General features: G+C 72.0%; 22 protein-coding genes. 13 read left to right on the top strand and 9 right to left on the bottom strand.

The window, feature by feature from the left end; all coding sequences use genetic code 11:
- Positions 1–8 precede the first annotated feature (8 nt).
- Positions 9–929: an SMP-30/gluconolactonase/LRE family protein gene (locus ACZ63E_RS36080; protein WP_465340731.1), complete on the top strand. Its 921-nt coding sequence runs from the start codon at positions 9–11 to the stop codon at positions 927–929.
- On the opposite strand, the gene ACZ63E_RS36075 is transcribed toward ACZ63E_RS36080, so the two are convergent.
- The 4 genes from ACZ63E_RS36075 to ACZ63E_RS36060 are packed head-to-tail and all read right to left on the bottom strand — an operon-like array spanning position 926 to position 4,701.
- The gene (locus ACZ63E_RS36075; RefSeq protein WP_465340730.1) at positions 926–1,753 is read right to left on the bottom strand and encodes an enoyl-CoA hydratase family protein; all 828 of its coding nucleotides are present in this window, start codon (positions 1,751–1,753) and stop codon (positions 926–928) included. The genes ACZ63E_RS36080 and ACZ63E_RS36075 overlap by 4 nt on opposite strands.
- Positions 1,750–2,442 (bottom strand): SDR family NAD(P)-dependent oxidoreductase, encoded by a 693-nt coding sequence (locus ACZ63E_RS36070; RefSeq protein ID WP_465304053.1) that lies wholly within the window; start codon positions 2,440–2,442, stop codon positions 1,750–1,752. The genes ACZ63E_RS36075 and ACZ63E_RS36070 overlap by 4 nt, the downstream gene beginning before the upstream one ends.
- Entirely contained in the window at positions 2,439–3,956 is a 1,518-nt protein-coding gene (locus tag ACZ63E_RS36065; RefSeq protein ID WP_465340729.1) for a benzoate-CoA ligase family protein, read from the bottom strand. Before ACZ63E_RS36065 ends, ACZ63E_RS36070 begins: the two co-directional genes overlap by 4 nt.
- Entirely contained in the window at positions 3,949–4,701 is a 753-nt protein-coding gene (locus ACZ63E_RS36060; RefSeq protein WP_465340728.1) for a creatininase family protein, read from the bottom strand. The genes ACZ63E_RS36065 and ACZ63E_RS36060 overlap by 8 nt, the downstream gene beginning before the upstream one ends.
- A 48-nt stretch (positions 4,702–4,749) precedes the next feature.
- Between ACZ63E_RS36060 and ACZ63E_RS36055 the strand changes: the two genes are divergently transcribed.
- The 5 genes from ACZ63E_RS36055 (at position 4,750) to ACZ63E_RS36035 (ending at position 9,589) form a co-directional block, all read left to right on the top strand.
- Complete coding sequence (locus tag ACZ63E_RS36055) at positions 4,750–5,565, top strand: PaaX family transcriptional regulator (protein ID WP_465340727.1); 816 nt, start codon at positions 4,750–4,752, stop codon at positions 5,563–5,565.
- The gene (locus tag ACZ63E_RS36050; RefSeq protein ID WP_465340726.1) at positions 5,562–6,356 is read left to right on the top strand and encodes a tryptophan 2,3-dioxygenase; all 795 of its coding nucleotides are present in this window, start codon (positions 5,562–5,564) and stop codon (positions 6,354–6,356) included. Before ACZ63E_RS36055 ends, ACZ63E_RS36050 begins: the two co-directional genes overlap by 4 nt.
- Positions 6,353–7,546, top strand: coding sequence for a kynureninase (locus ACZ63E_RS36045; protein ID WP_465340725.1), 1,194 nt, complete (start codon positions 6,353–6,355; stop codon positions 7,544–7,546). The genes ACZ63E_RS36050 and ACZ63E_RS36045 overlap by 4 nt, the downstream gene beginning before the upstream one ends.
- Positions 7,547–7,718: 172 nt before the next feature.
- A complete protein-coding gene (locus ACZ63E_RS36040; protein WP_465340724.1) occupies positions 7,719–8,792 on the top strand; it encodes a Glu/Leu/Phe/Val dehydrogenase dimerization domain-containing protein in 1,074 nt (357 codons plus the stop codon).
- Complete coding sequence (locus tag ACZ63E_RS36035) at positions 8,789–9,589, top strand: serine hydrolase (protein ID WP_465340723.1); 801 nt, start codon at positions 8,789–8,791, stop codon at positions 9,587–9,589. The genes ACZ63E_RS36040 and ACZ63E_RS36035 overlap by 4 nt, the downstream gene beginning before the upstream one ends.
- A gap of 182 nt (positions 9,590–9,771) precedes the next feature.
- Here the strand turns inward: ACZ63E_RS36035 and ACZ63E_RS36030 are convergent, their stop codons facing one another.
- On the bottom strand, positions 9,772–10,716 hold the full coding sequence (locus tag ACZ63E_RS36030) for a LysR substrate-binding domain-containing protein (protein ID WP_465340722.1): 945 nt from the start codon (positions 10,714–10,716) through the stop codon (positions 9,772–9,774).
- Between the two features lie 84 nt (positions 10,717–10,800).
- Between ACZ63E_RS36030 and ACZ63E_RS36025 the strand changes: the two genes are divergently transcribed.
- Positions 10,801–11,751, top strand: coding sequence for an MBL fold metallo-hydrolase (locus ACZ63E_RS36025; protein ID WP_465340721.1), 951 nt, complete (start codon positions 10,801–10,803; stop codon positions 11,749–11,751).
- Positions 11,752–11,798: 47 nt separating this feature from the next.
- Here ACZ63E_RS36025 and ACZ63E_RS36020 read toward each other — a convergent pair whose 3' ends face one another.
- Positions 11,799–11,987: a DUF5302 domain-containing protein gene (locus ACZ63E_RS36020; protein ID WP_465340720.1), complete on the bottom strand. Its 189-nt coding sequence runs from the start codon at positions 11,985–11,987 to the stop codon at positions 11,799–11,801.
- Between the two features lie 74 nt (positions 11,988–12,061).
- Positions 12,062–13,018, bottom strand: coding sequence for a winged helix-turn-helix transcriptional regulator (locus tag ACZ63E_RS36015; protein WP_465340719.1), 957 nt, complete (start codon positions 13,016–13,018; stop codon positions 12,062–12,064).
- Positions 13,019–13,157: 139 nt separating this feature from the next.
- On the opposite strand from ACZ63E_RS36015, the gene ACZ63E_RS36010 reads away from it, so the two are divergent.
- From ACZ63E_RS36010 to ACZ63E_RS35990, 5 genes are all read left to right on the top strand, one after another.
- Positions 13,158–14,630 carry a carotenoid oxygenase family protein gene (locus ACZ63E_RS36010; protein WP_465340718.1) on the top strand — a complete coding sequence of 491 codons (1,473 nt, stop codon included), beginning with the start codon at positions 13,158–13,160 and terminating at the stop codon, positions 14,628–14,630.
- A 74-nt stretch (positions 14,631–14,704) separates the two neighbouring features.
- Positions 14,705–16,324, top strand: a complete 1,620-nt coding sequence (locus tag ACZ63E_RS36005; protein ID WP_465340717.1) for a class I adenylate-forming enzyme family protein — start codon at positions 14,705–14,707, stop codon at positions 16,322–16,324.
- 4 nt (positions 16,325–16,328) lie between these two features.
- Positions 16,329–17,516: an acetyl-CoA acetyltransferase gene (locus ACZ63E_RS36000; RefSeq protein ID WP_465340716.1), complete on the top strand. Its 1,188-nt coding sequence runs from the start codon at positions 16,329–16,331 to the stop codon at positions 17,514–17,516.
- The gene (locus tag ACZ63E_RS35995) at positions 17,513–18,496 is read left to right on the top strand and encodes an LLM class F420-dependent oxidoreductase (protein ID WP_465340715.1); all 984 of its coding nucleotides are present in this window, start codon (positions 17,513–17,515) and stop codon (positions 18,494–18,496) included. Before ACZ63E_RS36000 ends, ACZ63E_RS35995 begins: the two co-directional genes overlap by 4 nt.
- Positions 18,497–18,498: 2 nt before the next feature.
- A complete protein-coding gene (locus ACZ63E_RS35990) occupies positions 18,499–19,017 on the top strand; it encodes a pyridoxamine 5'-phosphate oxidase family protein (protein WP_465304087.1) in 519 nt (172 codons plus the stop codon).
- Here the strand turns inward: ACZ63E_RS35990 and ACZ63E_RS35985 are convergent.
- Positions 19,007–19,849, bottom strand: coding sequence for an SGNH/GDSL hydrolase family protein (locus tag ACZ63E_RS35985; protein ID WP_465340936.1), 843 nt, complete (start codon positions 19,847–19,849; stop codon positions 19,007–19,009). The genes ACZ63E_RS35990 and ACZ63E_RS35985 overlap by 11 nt on opposite strands.
- Before the next feature lie 111 nt (positions 19,850–19,960).
- Here ACZ63E_RS35985 and ACZ63E_RS35980 point away from each other — a divergent pair, with 111 nt between their 5' ends.
- On the top strand, positions 19,961–21,202 hold the full coding sequence (locus tag ACZ63E_RS35980; RefSeq protein ID WP_465340714.1) for a PucR family transcriptional regulator: 1,242 nt from the start codon (positions 19,961–19,963) through the stop codon (positions 21,200–21,202).
- Positions 21,203–21,210: 8 nt separating this feature from the next.
- Here ACZ63E_RS35980 and ACZ63E_RS35975 read toward each other — a convergent pair whose 3' ends face one another.
- Positions 21,211–21,594: a hypothetical protein gene (locus ACZ63E_RS35975; RefSeq protein ID WP_465340713.1), complete on the bottom strand. Its 384-nt coding sequence runs from the start codon at positions 21,592–21,594 to the stop codon at positions 21,211–21,213.
- Positions 21,595–21,664 lie beyond the last annotated feature (70 nt).

Here is a 21,664-nt window from a genome sequence, read left to right as displayed (position 1 = left end):
AGCGGTTGATGCGGTTCGGCGAGGTCACGGTCATCCCGGTCAACGGGCACGGCCCGGAGGACGTCGTGGTCGACGGCGAAGGCCGGATCTACACGGGCGTCGACGACGGCCGGATCCTCCGGCTGTCCCCGGACGGCCACCGCATCGACGTCATCGCCGACACCGGCGGCCGCCCGCTCGGGCTGGAGCTGTACGGCGAAGACGAGCTGCTGATCTGCGACGCGCGGGCGGGGCTGCTGGCGGTGCCGCTGTCGGGCGGGAAGCCGTCGGTGCTGGCGACTTCGGCGCTGGGCCTGGACTTCGTGTTCTGCAACAACGCGGCGGTGGCGTCCGACGGGACGGTCTACTTCACGGACTCCTCCCGCCGCTTCGGCATCGACAACTGGCGCGACGACCTGATCGAGCAGACCGCGGGCGGCCGTCTCCTGCGACGGAACCCGGACGGCACGATCGACCTGGTCCTGGACGGCCTCCAGTTCGCGAACGGCGTCGCGCTGGCCCCGGACGAGTCGTTCGTGGCGGTGGCGGAGACGGGCGGGTTCAGCGTGTCACGCGTGTGGCTGCGCGGTTCTCGCCAGGGCCAGTCCGACGTGTTCGTGGACGGGCTGTGGGGGTTCCCGGACAACATCGCGACGGGCTCGGACGGCCTGATCTGGGTGACGCAGGCGTCCCCGCGCGTGGCGGCACTGGACGTGGTGCGCCGCCTCCCGGCGTTCCTGAGGGCGGGCGTCCGAGCGCTCCCGACGTCACTCCAGCCGAGCCCGGGCCGCGAGGTGGGCGTCCTGGGCGTCGCCGCGGACGGGAAGGTGGAGCGGGAGTTCCGCGGGGAGATCCCGGGCTTCCACATGCTCGTCGGGGTGCGGGAGTGGCAGGGGCAGCTGTACTTCGGTTCGCTGGAGGAAGACGCGATCGCGGTCACGCGGGTCTAGCGGCCCGTCCACCGGGGTTCACGCCCCGCGGACCAAGCCGCGTAGAACTCCTTGTGGTCCTTCGCCGTCATCAGGAGCGCCTGGGTCATCGCCTCCAGCTCGATCGCGCTGCCCAGGTCCATGTCCAGTTCCCGCGTCAGCAGCACCTTCGTCGTCGCGTACGCCAACGCCGGGCCGTCCGCCAACCGCCGGGCCAGCGCGGTAGCCGTCGATGCCAGCGAGTCGTCCGGCACCACCTGCGTCGCCAACCCGATCTCCGAAGCCCGCGAAGACGACACCTTGTCACCCAGGATCAGCAGTTCCGTCGCCCGGCCCAAGCCCACCAGCCGCGGCAGCAGATAAGCCGACCCCATGTCGGCCCCCGCCAAACCCACCTTCGTGAACAGGAACGCGAACTTCGCCGACTCCGCCAGCAGCCGGAAGTCGCTCGCCAGGGCGATCACCGAACCCGCGCCCGCCGCGACGCCGTTGACCGCCGCGATCACCGGCAGCGGGCATTCGCGCAGCGCCTTCACCACCGCGCCCGTCATGCGGGTGAACTCCAGCAGCTGCGCCGTCTCGAACTTCTGGAGCTCGCCGATGATCTCCTCGACGTCGCCGCCGGAGCAGAACCCGCGGCCCTGTCCGGTGATCACCAGCACCCGCACGTCTTCGTGCTGCGGCAGCTCCAGCACCAGGTCCCGCAGATCCGCGTATACCTCGAACGTCAGTGCGTTGAGCTTCGAAGGACGCGTGAACGTCACGGTCGCCACGCCGTCGGAAACGGTGAACTCGAAGTGTTCCCACTCCTTCGTCAGCGGTGCGGTCGCGCGGAACGGGCTCATGACTGGATTCCTCCGCCGTCGAGTACGAGGGTCTGGCCGTTGATCGCGGCGGCTTCGGGGGCCGCCAGGAAGGCGACGGCGAACGCCACCTCCGAAGGTTCCAGCAGCCGGCCGAGCGGGGACGCCGACGCCAGCGCGGCCTCGGCCTCCTCGGAAGCCCGGCCGGTGCGCTCCTGGATGCGTGCCACCGACGTCGCGGTCATGTCGGTGCGCACGAACGCGGGGCAGACCGCGTTCGCCGTGACGCCGGTGCCCGCCAGCTCCGCCGCGACCGCCCGCATCAGCCCGGCCGCCGCGTGCTTCGACGCCGTGTATCCGGCCGTGTACCGGTAACCGACGTGCGACGCGGTCGAGGCGACCGTGACGATCCGGCCGCGGTCCCGCGAGCGCATCCCCGGCAGCACCGCGCGGGTGCACAGAAAAGCGCCGGTCGCGTTGACCTCGAGCTGCGCGTGCCAGTCGGCGAGCGAGGTCCGGGAAACCGGTGCGCTGGACGAAATCCCGGCGTTGTTCACCAGCACGTCCACCGGACCGGCCGCCTCAAAATAAGCGTTGACGGCGTCTTCGTCGGTGACGTCGCACTCCGCGCGCCCCGGCGCGAGCACGGTGTCGCCGGCCGCGGAGAACCGCGCCGCGATCGCCGCGCCGATGCCGCGGGTGCCGCCCGTGACGACGACCAGGCGGCTCACGGGCGGGCCGCCAGGGCGCGCCGGTCGAGCTTTCCGTTGGCAGTGCGGGGGAGTTCGGTCACGAAGACCACCTCACGGGGGTACTTGTGCTTGGCCAGGTGGGCTTTCGCGTGGTCCTTGAGCTCGTCCGCCGACACCGCCCCGCCCGGCCGCAGCACGACGTACGCGCGCGGCACGACGAGGCCGCCGGCCTCGTGGCCGACCACCGCGCAGTCCATCACCGCGGCGTGCCCGAGCAGGCAGTCCTCGATCTCGCCGGGCGCGACGAACACCCCGCCGACCTTGAGCAGCGCGTCGGCCCGGCCGTGGTGGCGGAAGTAGCCGTCGGTCCGGCTGAACAGGTCACCCGAGGTCAGCGTGTCGCCGTCGAACGTCCGCGCGGACTTCTCGGCGTCGCCGAAGTACTCCAGCGCGATCGTCGGCCCGGTGACGCGCAAGGGCCCGATTTCGCCGTCGGGCAACGGGTTCCCGAGCTCGTCGACGACCTGCGCGGTGTACCCGGGCACCGGCGTGCCGAGCGTGCCGAGCCGCGCGGCGCCCGGCCGGTTCGACAGGTAGATGTGGTACGCCTCGGACGAACCGATCCCGTCCACCACCGGCACCCCGAAGGTCGCGTCCCACTTCCGGTGCAGCTCCGGCGGCAGGGCTTCGCCGGCGGACGTCGTCATGCGCAGGCAGCTGAGGTCCTGTGCGGCCGCGGCCGGGTGCGCGACCATCGCGCTCATCATCGTCGGCACGTTGACCAGCACGGTCGGGCGGTGCTGCGCGATCAGCTCGAAGATGAGGTCCGCCGTGCTGCGCTCGGGGAACGCGATCCCGGCCGCGCCGACCCCGAACGGGAACAGCGCCACCAGGTCGCGTGCATAGCCGAAGAACAGCTTGGGCACGGCGAGGACCCGGTCGTCCTCGCGCAGCCCGAGCACCTGGACGGCGTACCGCTCGAAGCTCTCTTTCGGGCTGCGCAAGGGATGCACACACGCTTTGGGCGCGCCGGTGCTGCCGGTGGTGAACTTCCAGATCCCGACGTCGTCGAGGGTCGTCGGCGCGGCTTCGAGGGTGTCGGGCGCGGCGTCGACCAGCGTCCGGAATGGACGCTCGCCCGGCCGCAGCTCGCTCTCCGGAACCCCAGTGACCAGCAGGTTCCGCGCGCCCGCCGTCCGCAACGCGGGCAGCGTGACGGCGTCGGCGAGCACGGCGACGGCTTCGGTGTAACCGAGGTAGTACGCGTAGTCCTTGGGCTGCAGGAACGGGTAGACCTCGGCGGTGACCGCGCCGATCTTCTGGGCGCCGTACCAGGCGGCGACGAACTCCTCACCGTCGCTCAGCGCCAGCAGTACTCGCTGTCCTTTTCGGACACCCGCGTCGCGCAGCACGTGTCCGGCGCGGTTGGCGAGCGCCGCCAGCGACGTGTAGCTGACCGTCCGTGAGCCGACGAACAGCGCGGTCCGGTCACCGCGGCCCTCGGCCACGTGCCGGTCGAGGAAGTGCGTGGCGAGGTTGAACGGCTCACTCACGGGCCAGCTCCCGGATCGCTTCCACCAGCAGGTCGGTCAGGGTCGAGAACGTCGACACACCCTCCTCCGCGGTCGCCTCGGCCGGCGCGCCGCAGTAAGCCTCCGTCATGCCCATGGCCAGGAAACCACCGTCTTCGGGCGCGGAAGCCAAGCTGACGGGCACGTGCGGCAACGTCCGCATCAACGGCTGGTCGACGAGCTCGGGCCGGTCGGCCAGCACCAGCGACGTCTCGTACCGCCCGGCGTGGCACTCACCCGACCGGAACTCCTCGGTCAGCCGCTGCGCGTGTTTCCGCCGGACCAGGTCGAGCAGCGCGGCACGCCCGTCGTAAGCGAAGTTCAACGTCTCGACCGCACGCCGGAGGGTGACCAGGTGCGCGGGCTCGAAGTGGTTGTTGACCAGCAGGATCCGGCGCAGCCGCTGGCCGATCAGCGCGGCCCCGATGTCGACGAGCAGTGAGTGCAGCGTCTCCTCGCCGATGTGGACCCCGCCGGCGAACCCCGCGGCGAACCGCGTGACGCCGTAGGGGACCTCGGGCAGGACCAGCACGTGGACGTCGTCGTCGGCGGCCAGCCGCTCGGCCGCGCGCTCGCACATCCCGCGCGAGATCAGCGGGTCGGTGCCCAGCGGCGCGTGCGGGCCGTGCGGCTCGACCGCGCCGAGCGGGAGCAGCAGCACGGGGACGCGTGGGCCGTCCGGGAGGGCCGCGACCTGCCGCGAGCTGAGGTCCGCGAAGTACGTCACGCAAATCAAGCTACACCGCAGCGGCCTGAGGTGTATAGAGTTGTCCCCATGCCCGGAGAAGCGTTCGACGCGAGCCCTCAGGAGCTGGTCCTGACGCTGCTGGGCAGCTACGTGCACCCACGCGAAACCCGGCGCGTGTGGTCGGGTGGCCTGGTCGCCGTGCTCGCCGAGCTGGGCTTCTCCGACGGCGCGGCGCGGATCGCGCTCACCCGCATGGTGCGCCGCGGCCTGCTCCAGCGCCACCGCGAGGGCCGCACCGTGCACTACTCGCTGACCGGCCGCACCATCGCCCTGCTCGCCGACGGTGACCACCGGATCTTCTCCCTCGGCCGCCGCGAGCGCGCCGCCGAGGAGTGGACGGTGCTCTGGCAGAGCATCCCGGAGAGCCGCCGCCAAGCGCGGGAACGCCTGGTCAGGCGGCTGCGGTTCCTCGGGTTCGGGCCGTACCAGGACGGCACCTGGATCGCCCCGCACGACCGCGAGGCCGAGGTGGTCGCCCTGCTCGTCGAGCTGGGGGTCACCGAGCACGCGGCGCTGCTGCTCGGCCGGCCGTCGGCCGCGCTGGACGTCCGGCGCTTCGCCGGCCGGGCCTGGGACCTCGACGAGCTGGCCGCGCGCTACACGGTGTTCGTCGACCAGTTCGGCGGGTACGCGGGGAGGGACATCCCGGACGCCGAAGCCTTCGCCGTCCGGACGCGGCTGGTGCACACCTTCCGCGCGTTCCCGTCCTTCGACCCCGAGCTGCCCGCCGACCTGGTGCCGGCGCCCGAGCACCGGGCAGCCGCGGTCGACCTGTTCCACGATCTGTACACCGCGCTGGCTCCCGGAGCCCAGCGACACTTCGACGAGGTGACCCAGGGATGACCGACATCAACGCCCAGACGCAGGAAGCATTGAGCTACACCTCGTACCTGGCGCTCGACGAGGTGCTCGAGGCGCAGCGCCCGCGTTCGGACGAGCACGACGAGCTGCTGTTCATCGTGATCCACCAGGTGTACGAGCTGTGGTTCAAGCAGATCCTGCACGAAGCCGCGTTCCTGCAGAAGAACCTCGAAGCGGGCAACACCGCGCACTCGATCCGGATCCTGCGGCGGATCCTGACGATCCTCAAGGTCGCCGTCGCGCAGATCGACGTGCTGGAAACCATGACCCCCAGCCAGTTCACGAGCTTCCGCGCCCGGTTGGACGCTTCGAGCGGCTTCCAGTCGGCCCAGTTCCGCGAGCTGGAAGCGGTGCTCGGGCGGCGTGACGAGCGGGTGTTCGCGCACTACCCCGAAGACGGCGAGCAGCGGAAGAGCATCGCCGAAGCGATGGCGCGGCCGTCGTTGTTCGACTCTTTTCTCGCGTACCTCAAGGCTTCTGGCTACCCGGTCGGGTGTGACCGAGACGTCACTCTCCCGGTGGAGCCGTCCCCGGCCCTGCAGGCGATATTGCTGGACGTGTACAGCGACGACGGCGGTCCGTCGGTCGTCGCGGAATGTCTGGTCGATCTCGACGAAGGGATGCAGGAGTGGCGCTACCGGCACGTGAAGATGGTCGAACGCACCATCGGCGACAAGACCGGGACGGGAGGGTCGTCCGGCGCGACTTACCTGCGTACCACCCTTTTCCAGCCGATGTTCCCGGATCTCTGGGCCGTACGGAGCCGACTTTGACCACCTTGGACGATCTGCGGGCCGACGACAACGCGCTCGCCCCGCACTACACCCGGTTCTCCGTCCGGGAGCGCCTGCTGCTGTCCGGGCATTCGCACCAGGCCTGGCCGGACGTCGCCGAAGAAGGGCTCCTGGAGTCCTTCGCCGACGCCGCCCGCGATGTCGACGAGAAGTGGGGCCGCGCCTTCGCGAAGGCCGACGAGCTGCGCGCGGGCTTCCGCCTGCTGCTCGGCGACCCGCACGGCGAGTACGCGCTCGGGGCGAGCACGCACGACCTCGTGCTGCGCTTCCTTTCGGCGATGGAGTTGCCCCGAAGACCGCGTCTCGTCACCACCGACGGTGAGTTCCACACGCTGCGCCGCCAGCTCGCCCGCCTCGAAGAGGAGGGCGTCGAGGTCGTGCGGGTGCCGCTCGACCCGGTGACGACGCTCGCCGAGCGGGTGGCCGGCGAAGTCGACGACAACACCGCGGCGGTGCTCGTCTCGGCCGTGCTGTTCGAGACGTCGCGGCTGGTGCCGGGGCTCGCGCACCTGGCCGACTCGTGCCGCGCCCGGTCGATCGAGCTGGTCGTGGACGCCTACCACGCGCTCGGCGTGGTGCCGTTCGCGCTGCACGACCTCGGGCTCACCAACGCGTGGGTGCTCGGCGGCGGGTACAAGTACCTGCAGCTGGGGGAGGGCAACTGCTTCCTGCGGCTGCCCGCGCACGCCCAGGAGCTGCGGCCGGTGATCACCGGCTGGTACGCCGAGTTCGGTGCGCTCGCCGACGAGCGCCACCCGGGCGCGGTGCCCTACGCGACCGGCGGTGACCGGTTCGCCGGCGCCACCTACGACCCGGCCAGCCACTACCGCGGGTCCCGCGTCCAGCGGTTCTTCGCCGAGCAGGGGCTCACGCCGGAGTTCCTGCGCGAGGTGTCGCAGCACCAGGTGGGCCTGCTCGCGGAGGTGTTCGACAAGCTCGGGCTGCCCGAGGACGTCGTCACGCGGGATCGTGAGACACCGCTGGCCAAGCTCGGCGGGTTCCTTTCCCTGCGGGCCCCGGACGCCGCGGGCCTGCAGGCGGCGCTGGCCGCCGAGGGTGTCCGCACCGACAGCCGCGGGCACCACCTGCGGTTCGGCCCGGCGCCGTACCTTTCGGACACCCAGCTGGAAACGGCGATGGCGACCCTCGGCTCGGTGGTCCGGGGCTGATCTCCGCGTTACCGGTCCGTATCGCGAGACCTCCCCTGGTCCGCCTCGGGCGAGGGATCTAGGTTGGGTCCCGGATGGGCAATCAGGCGGACGACCTCCGCCCCGCCCGCCGGTCAACCTTGGAGCGCGTCCCGGTCACGAACCGGGCGCGGGAGACGAAGGAGTCACCACCGTGACCGAAGGAGTGTTCGCCCGGAACTCCGGGCACGAACAGGTCGTGTACTGCCACGACGAAGCCAGTGGCCTCAAGGCCATCATCGGCATCTACTCCACGGCGCTCGGACCCGCGCTGGGCGGGACGCGCTTCCACCCCTACGCCACCGAATCCGACGCGCTCGACGACGTGCTCGCGCTGTCCAAGGGCATGGCGTACAAGAACGCGTTGGCCGGGCTCGACCTCGGCGGCGGCAAGGCCGTCATCATCGGCGACCCGAAGACGCTCAAGTCCGAAGCGCTGCTGCGCGCGTACGGGCGCTTCGTGCAGTCCCTGGGCGGCCGCTACATCACGGCGTGCGACGTCGGCACGTACGTGCAGGACATGGACATCGTGGCGCGCGAGTCCCGGTACGTCACCGGCCGTTCGCCCGAGGACGGCGGCGCCGGCGACTCGTCCGTGCTGACCGCGTTCGGCGTCTTCCAGGGCATGCGGGCCTCGGCCGAGCACCTCTGGGGCAGCCCGGACCTGGCCGGCAAGCGGGTCGGCGTGGCCGGCGTCGGCAAGGTCGGGCACATCCTCGTCGGGCACCTCGTGGAGGCCGGCGCGCAGGTGACGATCACCGACGTCTACGCGCCCGCGCTCGCTCGGACCCAGTCGATCTACCCGACCGTGCAGGTCGTGTCCGATGTGGACACCCTGCTGCGTGCGGAGCTGGATGTCTTCGCGCCGTGTGCGCTCGGCGGCGCCCTGAACGACGAGACCGTGCCGGTGCTCGGCGCGAAGATCGTCTGCGGCGCGGCCAACAACCAGCTCGCGCACGCCGGGATCGACAAGCAGCTCGCCGACCGCGGGGTGCTGTACGCGCCGGACTACCTGGTCAACGCGGGCGGCGTGATCCAGGTCGACGACGAGCGGCACGGCTTCAACTTCGAGCGCGCCAAGCGCAAGACCACGGCCATCTTCGACACGACGAAGGCCGTGTTCGAGCTGGCCGTCGCCGACGGCGTGCCCCCGGCGACGGCGGCCGACCGGCTCGCCGAGCGCCGGATGGCGGAGGTCGGGCGGCTGCGGTCCATCATGGCCGGGTGACCCTTTCGGACATCTTCGCGGCGGCGGGCGTGCGGGGCTTCCTGCACGCCCGCCGTCTCGGTTCTGCCGGGTGTGTGGGGCTGGACGCCGACGAGCCGGTGGTCCTGGCGTCCGTGGTGAAGGTGCCGCTGGTGTACGAGTTCGCCCGCCAGGTGGCGGCCGGCCTGCTGGATCCCACGGACCGGGTGCGCGCGTCCGCCGCGGACCGCCTGGGCGGCAGTGGTTCGGCGGGCTTCGCGGACGACGTTTCGTACAGCCTGCGGGACGCGGCTCTGCTGGCGTTGTCGGTGTCGGACAACACGGCCGCGGACCTGCTGTTCGACCGCGTCGGCGTGGAGAACGTCCGGTCGCTGCTGGCGGAGCTGGGCCTGTCGCGGACGACGGTCATCGGCGCGCCGCGCGACCTGCTGCGCACGATCATCGAGGACACGTCGGCGGAGGTTCCGTTGCGGGCGCTGGACCCGCTGCGGACTTCGGCGACCACACCGCGCGAGATGACCGCCTTGCTTGCCGCGATCTGGGCCGACCCGGCGGCGGCCCGGCTCCGCGACTGGATGACGGCGCAGGTCAGCTGGCACCGTTTGACGGCGGGCTTCCCGCCGGAGGTGGCGGTGGCCGCCAAGACGGGCACGATGCCGGGAATCCGCAACGAGATCGGCGTCGCCACCTACCCGGACGGAACCTCCTACGCCATCGCGGTGTTCACGGTCGGCGGAGCGGAGACGCTGCGACGGCCGGACATCGACCGCGCGATCGGCGACGCGGCCCGCGCCGCGGCGGAGGAACTGCGCTCGTAGGACCTCGGCGCGCCGCCGTGATGCCCCGCCAATCACGCATGATGCCCGACTGATCACACGCGATGCCCGCCTAATCACGCGTGATGCCCCGCCGATCACGTGATGCCCTGCCGATCACGCGTGATGCCCGCCTGAGCACGCGTGATGCCTCGCCGATCACGCGCGCGACCCCGGCCCGCCCCTCAGCCGCGGTCGTAGAACACGTCCCACGGCCGCGCCCCACCCGGATCCGGCGGCACGATCCGCGAAACGCCGTCGTCGCGCAGGACCTCCGCCGCGATCTCCGCCAGCGCCGCCGCCTGCGGGTGCGGGCTCGACGACGGCCACGCGAACGCCGTCCTCGCGGGCAGCCGGTCCTCGAGCGGCCGCCACACCACGCGCGGCTCCTTGCGGGCCCGCGGCTCGAACGCGACGCCGTGCCCGGCGAGGACCAGGCCGAGCGCGAACTCCGGGTTGCGCGCGTGCCGGATGGTCGCCGGGCGGAAGCCGTGGTCCCAGCACGTGCGCAGCAGCGCGTCGTAGCTCCCGGGCGCCGCCGCGCGCGGTGCGTGCACCAGGCCTTCGCCCGCGAGGTCGGCCAGGGCCAGCGACGCACGGCGCGCCAACGGGGAGTCGCGGGGGAGGACCACGCCCAGCGGGGTGTCGATCGCGGGCCCGAGGTCGAGCCCGACGACGTCGACCGGCAGCTGCAGCAGTCCCGCGTCCAGCTCGCGGCCGGCCAGCAGCCGGGTCTGCTCGGCCGTCGTCAGCTCCTGGAGGTCGAGGCGGACGGAGGGATGGCGCTCGGCGAACGCCGTGAGGATCGCGGCGAGCACCCGCCCGGGCAGCTCCGGCGGCACGCCCGCGCGCAGGGCGTCCAGCTCGCCGCGGTCGGCCTTCGCGACCAGCGCCGTCATGCGGTCCCAGCGGGAGAGCAGGTCCCGCGCTTCCGTGCGGAGCACTTCGCCGGCTTCGGTGAGCGTGACGCGGCGGCCGCGGTCGAACAGCTTCGCGCCCAGCTCGGCTTCGAGCCGCTTCACGCGCTGGCTCAACGGCGGCTGCGCGATGCCGAGCCGGTCGGCCGCGTGGCCGAAATGCAGTTCTTCGGCGACAACGAGGAAGTACCGCAGCGAACGGAGGTGGTCCACGCTGCGACGATACCTGTCCGCATATCGACATGCCGCCGTGCCGATCTTGGACAGCGCGGCGCGGTTCGTGGTCGGCTGCCCGGCATGGACACAGAATTCAGCAGGCGAGGGCTGTTCGGCGCGGGCGCGGTGGCGGCGACGGTCCTCGCGGGGGTGACGCCGGCCGCCGCGAGCCCCCGCGTGTCGCGGATGACCGTGCGGTGGTGGGGAAACAACGGCTGGGAGGTCCGCGTCCCGAGCGCGGACGGCGCCGGCACGAAGACCATCCTGATCGACCCGTGGCTGACGCGCTTCAAGACCGGGACGTACACACCGGCGGGCGCGGACCCGAAAACCCCGCTGTCGGTGAACAAGGCGCTCATCGACGGTTACCTCGACCGCGGCGAGCTGCGCGCGGACCACATCCTGGTGACCCACGGCCACTACGACCACCTCACCGACGTCCCCTACCTGGCCAAACGCACCGGCGCGACGGTCATCGGCACCGAGACCCATTTGAGTCTCATGGCGGCCCTGGGGGCCCCCGAGGACCAGCTGGCGATCGCGAGCGGCGGTGAGGACCTGACGTTCGACGGCTACTCGATCCGGATCCTGAGGTCCCTGCACTCGGCGACGGGCGAGCGCGCGCGGGTGCCGTTCCCGGGCTCGCGGCCGCTGTCGCGCCGCGACCGGCCGAAGGTGATCGAGGACCTGGTGGAGGGCGGCACGCTGGCGTACGCGGTCACCGGCGGCGGCGCGACGCTGCTGGACTTCGGCGGCTCGAACTACGTCGAGTCCGAGCTGGCGGGCCTGCGCCCGGACGTCGTGTGCGTGCCGGCGGGCGGCGCGAAGGTGACGCAGTACGTGCCGAGGCTGCTGCGCACGCTGGGCAACCCGAGGTACGTGGCCGCGACCCACTGGGACGACTTCGACCTGCCGCTCGGCCAGGCGAAGGACCCGAACGGCGGCCTGGAGGTGCTGCGCAAGGCGGTCGCGGCGGCGAGCCCGGCCAGTCAGTTCGTGGTGCTGGACCACCTGGGCTCGTTCACGCCGTAGACACGCCGAAGGCCCCCACCGCGCGCAGTGGGGGCCTTCGGCGGGGCTCAGCCGCTCTTGCGGCGGAACGTCCGCTTGTTGGCCGCCGGGCCGTGGGCGTGCTGGTTCTTGCCGCCGGCGTTCTCGTGGGACGCGCCCGAGCGGGCGTGCGCCTGCTTGCGCTCCAGCGCCTCCCGGAACTTGCGCTTGACGTCGTCCTCCTCCTCGCCGCCGGGCGAGGGATTCGGTTCACTCATGTTTACCTCCGGGACTGACGACGTGTGACCGCTCCAGCCTGGCAGTGGCTGGGCCGCTTGGCGAGTCGATTACGTCACCGCTTCGGCGTGGGCACGCCGCCGAACTGCACCGACTGGCGCGTCAGCGGACGGCCGCAGTGGTCGCACAGCAGGATCGGCCGCAGCCGGTTGCCGCACTCGACGTGGTTCAGCGTGATGTCCGGCTCCTGGCCGGTCACCTCGAACCCGCGTGACCACTCCGCGATGAACGCCAGCGCCGGGAAGAACGCCAGCCCCTTCGCCGTCATCCGGTAGTCGCGGGCGTCGGTGCGGGTCTTCGCCGTGCCGGTGCGCAGCACACCGACCTCGACGAGCTTGCTCAGCCGCGCCGACAGCACACTCGGCCCGATCCCCAGCTCACGCTCGAACTCCGAGAAGTGGTGGCAGCCGAGCAGCGCGGACACCAAAAGCCCCGTCGACCACCGGTCGCCGAGCAGCTCCATCGTGTCGGGGAAGAACATCATCGGGTCGCCGGCCAGGGACTCGGCGTCCTTGCGGCGGAAGCGCTTGGACGCCGTCGCGGCGGCGACACCGGTGCTGTCGAGCCGGGTGGCCCGCACGTCACGGGCGTCGACCCGGCGGCCGCAGGCGCCGCAGCCGAGGGGCGCTGATGTAGCCAGCTCGCAGTCGAGGTGGATGAGGGTCGGCAGCACCTCACGGCGGCCTTCGACCCACTCGCGTTCCCAGGCCCAGATCGAGATCAGCAGCGGCCACAGCTCCAGGCCGTGCTCGGTGAGCCGGTACTCGTGCCGGGTGCGCCGCGCGTCGCGGTACGGCACGCGCGTGAGCATGCCCGCTTCCACCATGTCCCGCAGCCGCCCGGACAACGCCGTCGGCGAGATGCCGAGCCGCAGCCGCAGCTCTTCGTAACGCCGGAAGCGCAGGAAGAGGCTCTGCAGGATGAGCAGCGTCCACTGGTCACCGACCAGTTCGAGCGCTCTCCGGAGCGGATCCCCCGCGGGCCGGATGCGTGGGGCCGTCGCCTCGGTCACCGTCATATCCCCCTGTCCAAGAACGGCCTCAGCGTACACCTGACTACAGCAAAAGAAGCCTATTGACACCTGACTACACAAATCATAGTCTCATCCCCATCAGCCAGCGCGGTGAGCCCGACATCCAGGGAGAAGCCCGATGACCAGCACCTCCGAACAGCCGCTGATGGTGGCCCGGACGGCGGACACCGGCGAGGCGAACCCCTACCTGCTCGGCGTGTACGCCCCGGTCGACACCGAGATCGACGCCGAAGACCTGCAGGTCATCGGCGAAATCCCGAAGGACCTCAACGGCGTCTACCTGCGCAACGGCCCCAACCCGCGGTTCGCCCCGGAAGGCCGCTACCACTGGTTCGACGGCGACGGCATGATCCACGCCGTCCACCTGGAGAACGGCAAGGCGCGCTACCGCAACCGCTGGGTTCGCACGAAGGCCTTCGAGGCCGAGTCCGAAGCCGGCAAGGGCCTCTGGACCGGCGTCATGGAGAACCCGAAGGGCAACCCCTTCGGCAACACCCACGGCCTCGGCCTCAAGGACAACGCCAACACCGACGTCGTCTTCCACCGCGGCCGGATCCTCGCGACCTGGTACCTGTGCGGCTCGCCGTACGGCATCGACCCGCTCTCGCTCGAGACGCTCGGCGCCGAAGACTTCCTCGGCACGCTGGTCGGCGACATGATGGCCCACCCCAAGGTGGACGAGGCCACCGGCGAGCTGTTCTGGTTCGACTACGGCCCGCGCCCGCCGTACCTGCGCTACGGCGTGATCAGCGCGGACGGCCAGGTCGTGACGACCACCGAGATCGAGCTGCCCGGCCCGCGCCTGCCGCACGACATGGCCATCACCGAGCACTACGCGGTGCTGATGGACCTGCCGCTGGTCCAGGACCTGGAAGCGGCGAAGCTCGGCCGGCACAAGCTGCACTTCGACCGCTCGATGCCGAGCCGGTTCGGGGTCCTGCCACGCTACGGGAACGGTAGCCAGATCCGCTGGTTCGAAGCGAGCCCGTGCTACATCTACCACGTCGTCAACGCCTGGGAAGAGGGCGAAGAGGTCGTCCTCGACGTCTGCCGCGTGCGCAAGCCCGCCCCGCGGGCCGACGCGCACACGCCGCTCGCGAAGATGCTCTCCTACCTGCGCCTCGACGCCCAGCTGCACCGCTACCGCTTCAACCTGCGGACCGGCGTGTGCCGTGAGGCCCCGCTCGACGACGACAACACCGAGTTCCCGACCGTCGACTCCCGTGGGGTCGGCGCCCGGAACCGGTACTCCTACGCGGTGCACATCTCGCCCGAGTCGACGCTGAAGTTCGACGGGCTCGTGCGCTACGACAATCTTGCCGGCTCCAAGACCGAATACCGGTTCGGTCCCGGCCGGTGGGGCAGTGAGGCCCCGTTCGCACCCCGCGACGGAGCAGCCGCCGATTCGGCGGACGGTTATCTGGTGACGTTCGTGCAGGACGAGCGTGAGGGACGCTCGGAACTGGACATCTTCGACGCCGCCGATCTCGCTGCCGGACCCGTGGCCAGGGTCCTGTTGCCCCAGCGTGTCCCGCTCGGTTTTCACGCGACCTGGGTCCGGGCGGACCAGCTGGAAAACCTCCGTTCATGAGATGCCATCGAGAGGGTCGCGCCCGGGACTTCCGGACGCGGGGATGGTGGAGTGCGGAGACGATCGACCGGCTCGTGAAGGAGCGGGTCAGTGCCGACCCGGAGGGTCTCGCGCTGGTCGATCCACCGAACACCACCGCACTGGTCGGACGCGACCCGGTGCGGTGGACCTGGAACCGGCTCGACGAACGTGTCGACGTCCTGGCCGCGTTCCTGCTCGCCAGAGGGGTGCGAGCAGGTGACGTCGTGGCCGTGCAGCTGCCGAACTGCTCGGCCCTGGTCCAGGCGTTCCTCGCGATCGTGCGGATCGGCGCGGTTGTCACCCCGTTCCCGGTGTCCTACCGGGAGCACGAGATGGGCCCGATGTGCCGGCGCACCGGGGCTGTCGGGGTGGTCACCGCATCCAGATACGGCGAGCACCCGCTCGCCGGGGCGGCCCTTGGGCTCATCGGCGCTACGGCGCCGTCGGTCCGGTTCGTCGTCGCCCGGGGGGACGACGAACCGGCCGGCGCCCTGGCCTGGCCAGAAGACCCACTGTCCGAAGCGGACCAATCCACTTTGGACGACCACCTGTCCACACTCGACACCGACGTCGACGACTGCGTGACGATCTGCTGGACGTCCGGCACCGAAGCCGAACCGAAGGCCGTGCCGCGCTGCCACGGCGACTGGCTCGCGACGGCGGGCGGCTGCGTCCAGGCCGCGGGGATCACCCGCGACGACGTCCTGCTCTCGCCGTTCCCCATGACGAACATGGCCGGCATCGGCGGGATGTTCCTGCCCTGGCTGCTGACCGGCGCGGTGTTCGTGCCGCACCACCCGTTCGACCTGCCGGTGTTCCTCGGCCAGCTCGCGGCCGAGCGCGTGACCTACACCCTCGCGCCACCCGCGTTGCTGACCATGTTGCTGCACAACGAGAAGATCCTGTCCGGAGTGGACATTTCGAGCGTCCGGAAGATCGGGTCCGGCTCGGCGCCGCTCTCGCCGTGGCTCGTGCGCACCTGGGCCGAGCGCCACGGGATCGACATCATCAACTTCTTCGGCTCCAACGAAGGCACCGCGCTGCTGTCCGGTCCCGTCGACATCCCGGACCCGGACCAGCGCGCGAGCTACTTCCCGAACTACGCCTCCGGCGTCACCTGGTCGACTCCCGTCGCCGGCTGGACGTCGGTCCGGCTGCACGACCCGGTCACCGGCGAGCACGTGACCGAACCCGGGCGCCCCGGCGAGCTGCACATCGCCGGGCCGACGGTGTTCGCCGGGTACCTCACGAAAATCGGCGAACCGCTGGACACCACGGCGTTCGACGAAGACGGGCACTTCCGCACCGGTGACGTCTTCGAGATCGCCGGCGACCGCGGCGAGTTCCTGAAGTACGTCGACCGCGCCAAGGACCTGGTCATCCGCGGGGGAATGAACATCTCGCCCGCCGAGGTCGAAGGCCTGCTGGCCGGGCACCCGGACGTCGCCGACGTCGGGGTGGTCGGGGTGCCCGACGACGTCATGGGCGAGCGGGTGTGCGCGGTGGTCGTGCCCGGCGACCGCAAGCCGTCGCTGGAGGACCTGGTCGAGTACCTGCGGGAGAAGAAAGTCGCCGCGTTCAAGCTCCCGGAACGGCTCGAGTACGCGGACGCCTTGCCTCGCAACCCCGTCGGGAAGATCCTGAAGCGGCAGCTGCGGGAAAGTCTGGAGTGAAACGATGACGGTGTTCGTGCTGGGCGGGGCGCAGACCGACTTCGCGCGCAACTACACGAAGGAAGGCCGCGGGATCCTCGAGCTGTTCGCCGAGGTGGTCCCGGCCGCCCTCGCGGACGCCGGTGTGACCGCCGCGGACGTCGAGGTCGCGCACGTCGGCAACCTCGCGGCGGAGCTGTTCACCGGCCAGGCCCAGCTGGGCGGCCTGCTCGTCGCCGCCGTCCCGGAGCTGGACGGCGTGCCCAGCACCCGGCACGAGGCCGCGTGCGCGTCCGGCAGCACCGCGGTCCTGGCGGCCTGCGCCGACCTGGAGTCCGGGCGTTACGACCTGGCGCTCGTCGTCGGGGTCGAGCTGATGCGCAACGTCGACGGCCAGCGGGCCGCCGAGCACCTCGGGTCGGCCGCCTGGGCCGGGCACGAGGCCGTCGGCGCGAAGTTCCCGTGGCCCGCGCTCTTCGCCGACGTCGCCGATGCCTACGACGAGCGGTACGGGCTCGACCCCGAGCCCCTCGGGCAGTTCGCGTCGCACGCTTTCGACCGTGCGGCACGGAATCCGCTCGCCCAGGCCCGGGACTGGCGGTTCCCGGAAGGCGCGTTCGGGCCCGACGACGAGCTGAACCCGGTCATCGAAGGGAGCCTGCGCAAGCAGGACTGCGGCCGGATCACCGACGGCGCCGCGGCCGTCCTGCTGGCCTCGCCGAAGTTCGCCGAACGGCTCGGCGGCGGCTTCCCGCGCATCGCGGGCTTCGGGCACCGCACCTCGCACCTCGGCCTGGCCGGGAAGATCGCGTCCGGCGGCGAGTACCTGTTCCCGCACCTGCGCGGCGCGGTCGTCGACGCCTACGAGCGCGCGGGCGTGGCCGGGCCGGACGCGCTCGACGTCGTCGAGCTGCACGACTGCTTCACGATCACCGGGCTCGTCGCGCTGGAGCACCTCGGCGCCGCGCCGCCCGGCGACGGCGGCAGGTTCATCACCGACGGCGGCCTCGACACCGCCGGGATCAACCCGGGCGGCGGCCTGATCGGCCTCGGCCACCCGGTCGGCGCGACCGGTGTCCGGATGCTGCACGACGTCGCGCGGCAGGTGACGGGGAAAGCGGGCGAGACCCAGGTCGAGGGCGCGCGGACGGCGTTGACGCTGAACGTCGGCGGCTCGTTCACCACGGTCGTCACCCTGGTGGTCACCGCATGAAGCTTTCGGTGTCGCTGGGGCTCTGGCAGGACCGCCCGCCGGAGGAGGCCCTGGAAACCGCGCGCGCCGCCGAGGCCGCCGGGTACGAGGAGCTGTGGATCGGCGAGATGGCGACGTGGGACGCGTTCGCGCTGGGGACCGCGATCGGGGCGGCGACTTCGTCGCTCTCGCTGACCTTCGGGCCGCTCGCGGTGACCGTCCGGGACCCGGCGACGATCGCGATGGGCGTCGCGTCGGTCGCGGCGCTGACCGGCCGGACGACCGGCGTCGCGCTCGGCACGTCCAGCGACGTCGTGGTGCGGGGCTGGCACGGCCGGTCCCGTTCGCGGGCCGCGACCGCGCTGGAGGAGTCGGCGATCGCCGTGCGGCAGCTGGTCTCCGGCGAGAAGTCCACTGTGGACGGATCGGTGGTCGGGTCCCGGGGGTACCGGTTGCGGCTGGCCGCGCCGAAGTCGCCGCTGACGATCGCGGCGTTCGGCCCGCGCGCCCTCGAAGTCGCCGCGCGGCACGCCGACCGCATGGTGGTGAACCTGGTCAGCCCGGCCGCGGCCGGCGAGCTGGTGCGCGGTCTCCGGGAGGCGGCCGCGCGGGCGGGCACCACACCGCCGCCGGTGGCCGCGTGGGTCGTCGGCGCGGTGGACCCGGGCCCGGCCGAGCTCGACCAGCTGCGTCGCGGCGTGGTCGGCTACCTGGCCGCGCCCGGCTACGGCGAGATGTTCCGCGCGGCGGGGTTCGGCGACCTCGTCGACTTCGCGCGCACGCGGCCGCACCCGCGTGAGCTGCTGGCGGCGGTCCCGGAGGCGGCGATCGCGACGGTGGGCCTGCTGGGCTCGCCGGCGGAGATCGCCGCGAAGGCGCGGGAGTACGCGGAAGCGGGGATCGACGAGCTGGCGATCGTGCCCGCCACCGGCGACAACGACCCCGGCGGGAAGAAAACTCTCGCCGCGTGTCGATCCGCCGTCGGCCCGTTCGACGCGTAGTCATGACCGAGCCGACAAAAACCAAGAACCTCGACCAGAACGGGAACGCGGCGCTGCCGTGGAGCCGGGCGCGCGACCTCCTCGCGACCCAGACCCCCAAGGAGGACCTGACGTTCTTCGTCGGGACCGTCCGACCCGACGGCCGGCCGCACGCCGCCGGCGTCGGCGCGATCTGGGTCGACGACACCCTCTACTTCGTGAGCGGGGCCGGCACGCGCCGGGCCCGCAACCTCGCGGCGAACCCGGCGTGCAGCGTCTCGGTGCGCCTGAACGGCCTCGACCTCACCATGGAAGGCGAGGCCGAGCACGTCACCGATCCCGTCACCCTCGAGCGGGTGGCGGCCGTCTACCGCGACGGCGGCTGGCCCGCGACGGTCGAAAACGGCGGCTACAACGCGTCGTTCATGGCGCCGAGCGCCGGACCCGCGCCGTGGCTGCTGTACCGGCTCGTGCTCACCCGGGCGATCGGGGTCGCCTCGGCCGAGCCGCACGGCGCGAGCCGCTGGGACTTCAGCCGCTGACCGCCCCGGCCACCAGCGCGCCGATGGCCCGCATGCCGTCGGCGTTCGGGTGCAACGGCGCCGCGACCGACGTCGGGATCACGCTCTCGAACCACTTGACGCCCGGCCGTTTGCAGACGTCGTGCCCGATCGACGCCGTCCGGACGTCGACGTAGTGCGCGTTGTGCGCGGCGGCCTGCCGGGCGAGCGCGGCGTTGGTCTTGTCGATGCTGCCCTGGATGTAGTTGGCGTCGCGCGGGGTCAGCGGCGCGACCGGCCAGCAGCCGTTGCGCGGCAGGTAGGTGCCGTACCCGGCGACGAAGACCGCGGCGTTCGGCGCGTGCGCGTGGATCGCGTCCAGCAGCGCGCCCCACGTCGGTTCGAACGCGGCGATCTTCTCGGCCAGCTGGTCGTGCCCGCCGGCGGTGTAGCGGTCGACGCAGTCGGGGGTGATGCCGGGCAGCAGGGTGATGCAGCTGGTCGCGGCGCCGACCAGGCCGACGTCGTTGCCGCCGATGGTCACCGTGACGGTCTTCGTGCTCGCGCCGAGCGCGTCCAGCTGCGGCGGCACCGCGCCGGTCTCCGTCGACTGCGGCGCGTACATGTCCGCGGTCGTCGCGCCCGAGCACGTGACGTCCTTGAGCGGCAGGCCGAGCCTCTTCGCTGCGACGTGCGGGTAGTTCACGAGCGAGCGGAGGCAGCCCGGGGACGAGAGGTCCGGGGGCAGGATCAGCGGACCGGCGGCGGCCGAGTCCCCGAGTGCCACGTACTCCCCGGCGGTGCTCGCCGCCGCCGTGCCCGCCGTCGTGACCAGGGCCGCGACCAGGATCGTGATGAACGCCGTTGTCCTCACTCGCACGCCGTCCTCCTTGACGTTGTGCTTACGGTTGGTTTCCGTGACACCATCGGCACCCAGCGTGCCCGGATTGACTGGGAGTCCGGGCAGAGAACGGGGGGATCGGTTGTGACGGAGCACAAGCCCGGCGGCGACCTCACCCTCGGCGGGCAGCGCGTGCACGAGCGGCTCACCCGGGAGGAGCCCGAGCTGATCGCCCGGGTGCTGGCGCGCATCCAGGGTGAGGTCGCGGACTACCGGCGGATGCCGGTCGAGGAGCTCGCGGGCGACATCGCGCGGATCACGCAGCAGGCGGTGCGCGCGTTCGCCCGGAGCCTGCGCGAAGACCGTGAGCTCAACAGCGCCGAGCTGCAGCAGATCGGCGCGTCCGCGGTGCGCCGGGCCGAGGAGGGCTTTCCGCTGGAGGCGGTGCTGACCGCGTACCACCTCGGCGCGCGGGAGATCTTCACCGTCGGCTCGGCGGACGCGGGCAGCGCGGACGTCGCCGACCTCCTGGACGTCGCGGACCGCGTGCTCGCGTTTGTCGGCACGGTCGCCGGCGCCGTCACCCGGGGATACCTGGAGGAGCTGCGCACCAAGGTGGGGCAGGAGCACACCGCGCGGCGCACGCTGCTGTCGGTGCTCGTCGACGGCGGCCAGGTCGACGTCGTCGCGCGCAGTGCCGGGATCACGCTGCCGGCGCGGTACCTTGTGCTGAGCGTCGAGCTCGGGCCGCACGCCGACGAGGCGTCACCGGGCGTGGACGCGGAGATCGCGGTCCGTCGCAAGCTCCGCCGGTTCCTCGCCGCGTTCGAGCAAGCGTGCGGTGACGGCGTTCTCGCGTCGCTGGACGGCCCGGGCGGGCTGGTCCTGCTGCCGCTCGGCGGGCGGCTGTCGTCGCTGCCGGAGTGGCGGGCGCTGCTGGCCGCGGCGGGCCGCGCGGCGGACGTGGACGTGCTGGCCGCGGCGGAAACCGCGGAGCCGTCCGACGTCCGTGAAGTGACTGCCCGGACGGCCGAGGTGCTGGAGGTGCTGCGCTGGTCCGGCCGCCCGCCGGGGCTCTACCGCCTCGACGACGTCCTGCTCGAGTACCAGCTGACCCGCCCGGGCGCGGCCCGCGACCGGCTGGCCGCGGTGCTGGAGCCGCTGGACGCGCACCCCGAGCTCGTCGAGACGCTCGCGGCGTACCTCGAACTGGACACGAACCGCCGCCGCACGGCGACGAAGCTGCACGTCCACCCCAACACGGTCGACTACCGCCTCCGCCGCGTCCGCGACCTCACCGGCATCGACCCCCTCCACCCGGCGGGCCTCCCGCGCATCATCGCGGCCCTCGCGGCCCGAAGGGCGTCGGCCCCTCGCGGCACCTGACACGGTGGTCAGGTCGCCGTGCCGACCGGGGTGCGCGACTGGACTTCCGCCGGAAGCCGAGGTGCGGGGACCCGCACCGCAACCGGAGCCCGGGTGACCACCGCCGCGACCAGACCCACCGCGAAAGCCGCGCCGAACACGAGAGCCGCGACGCCGGAAGCCGCGGAAAACGTCAGCTCGCCGGCGCGGCCCAGGACAAAACCGTCGTGCAGCGCCCAAGCCACCACCGCGACCCCGGCCGCGGCGAAGGCCGACGTCCGGAACGCCGCCGCCAGCACGACCACGCCCAGCGTGACCAGCGAGTACCACGGAGCCGGCCCGGCCAGGGCCGCCAGGATCACCGCCACCACCGCCGCGACGCAGCCGATCGGGAACCCGAAACCACCACTCATGCGTCCAGGAGAGCCCGGCCGGCATCCCAAAACATGACCCAGGACACATTCCCTACACCCGGGCCCCGGA

The organism is Amycolatopsis sp. NPDC104819 (genome assembly GCF_055583145.1).
This window is presented reverse-complemented; position numbering and strand designations above follow the sequence as displayed.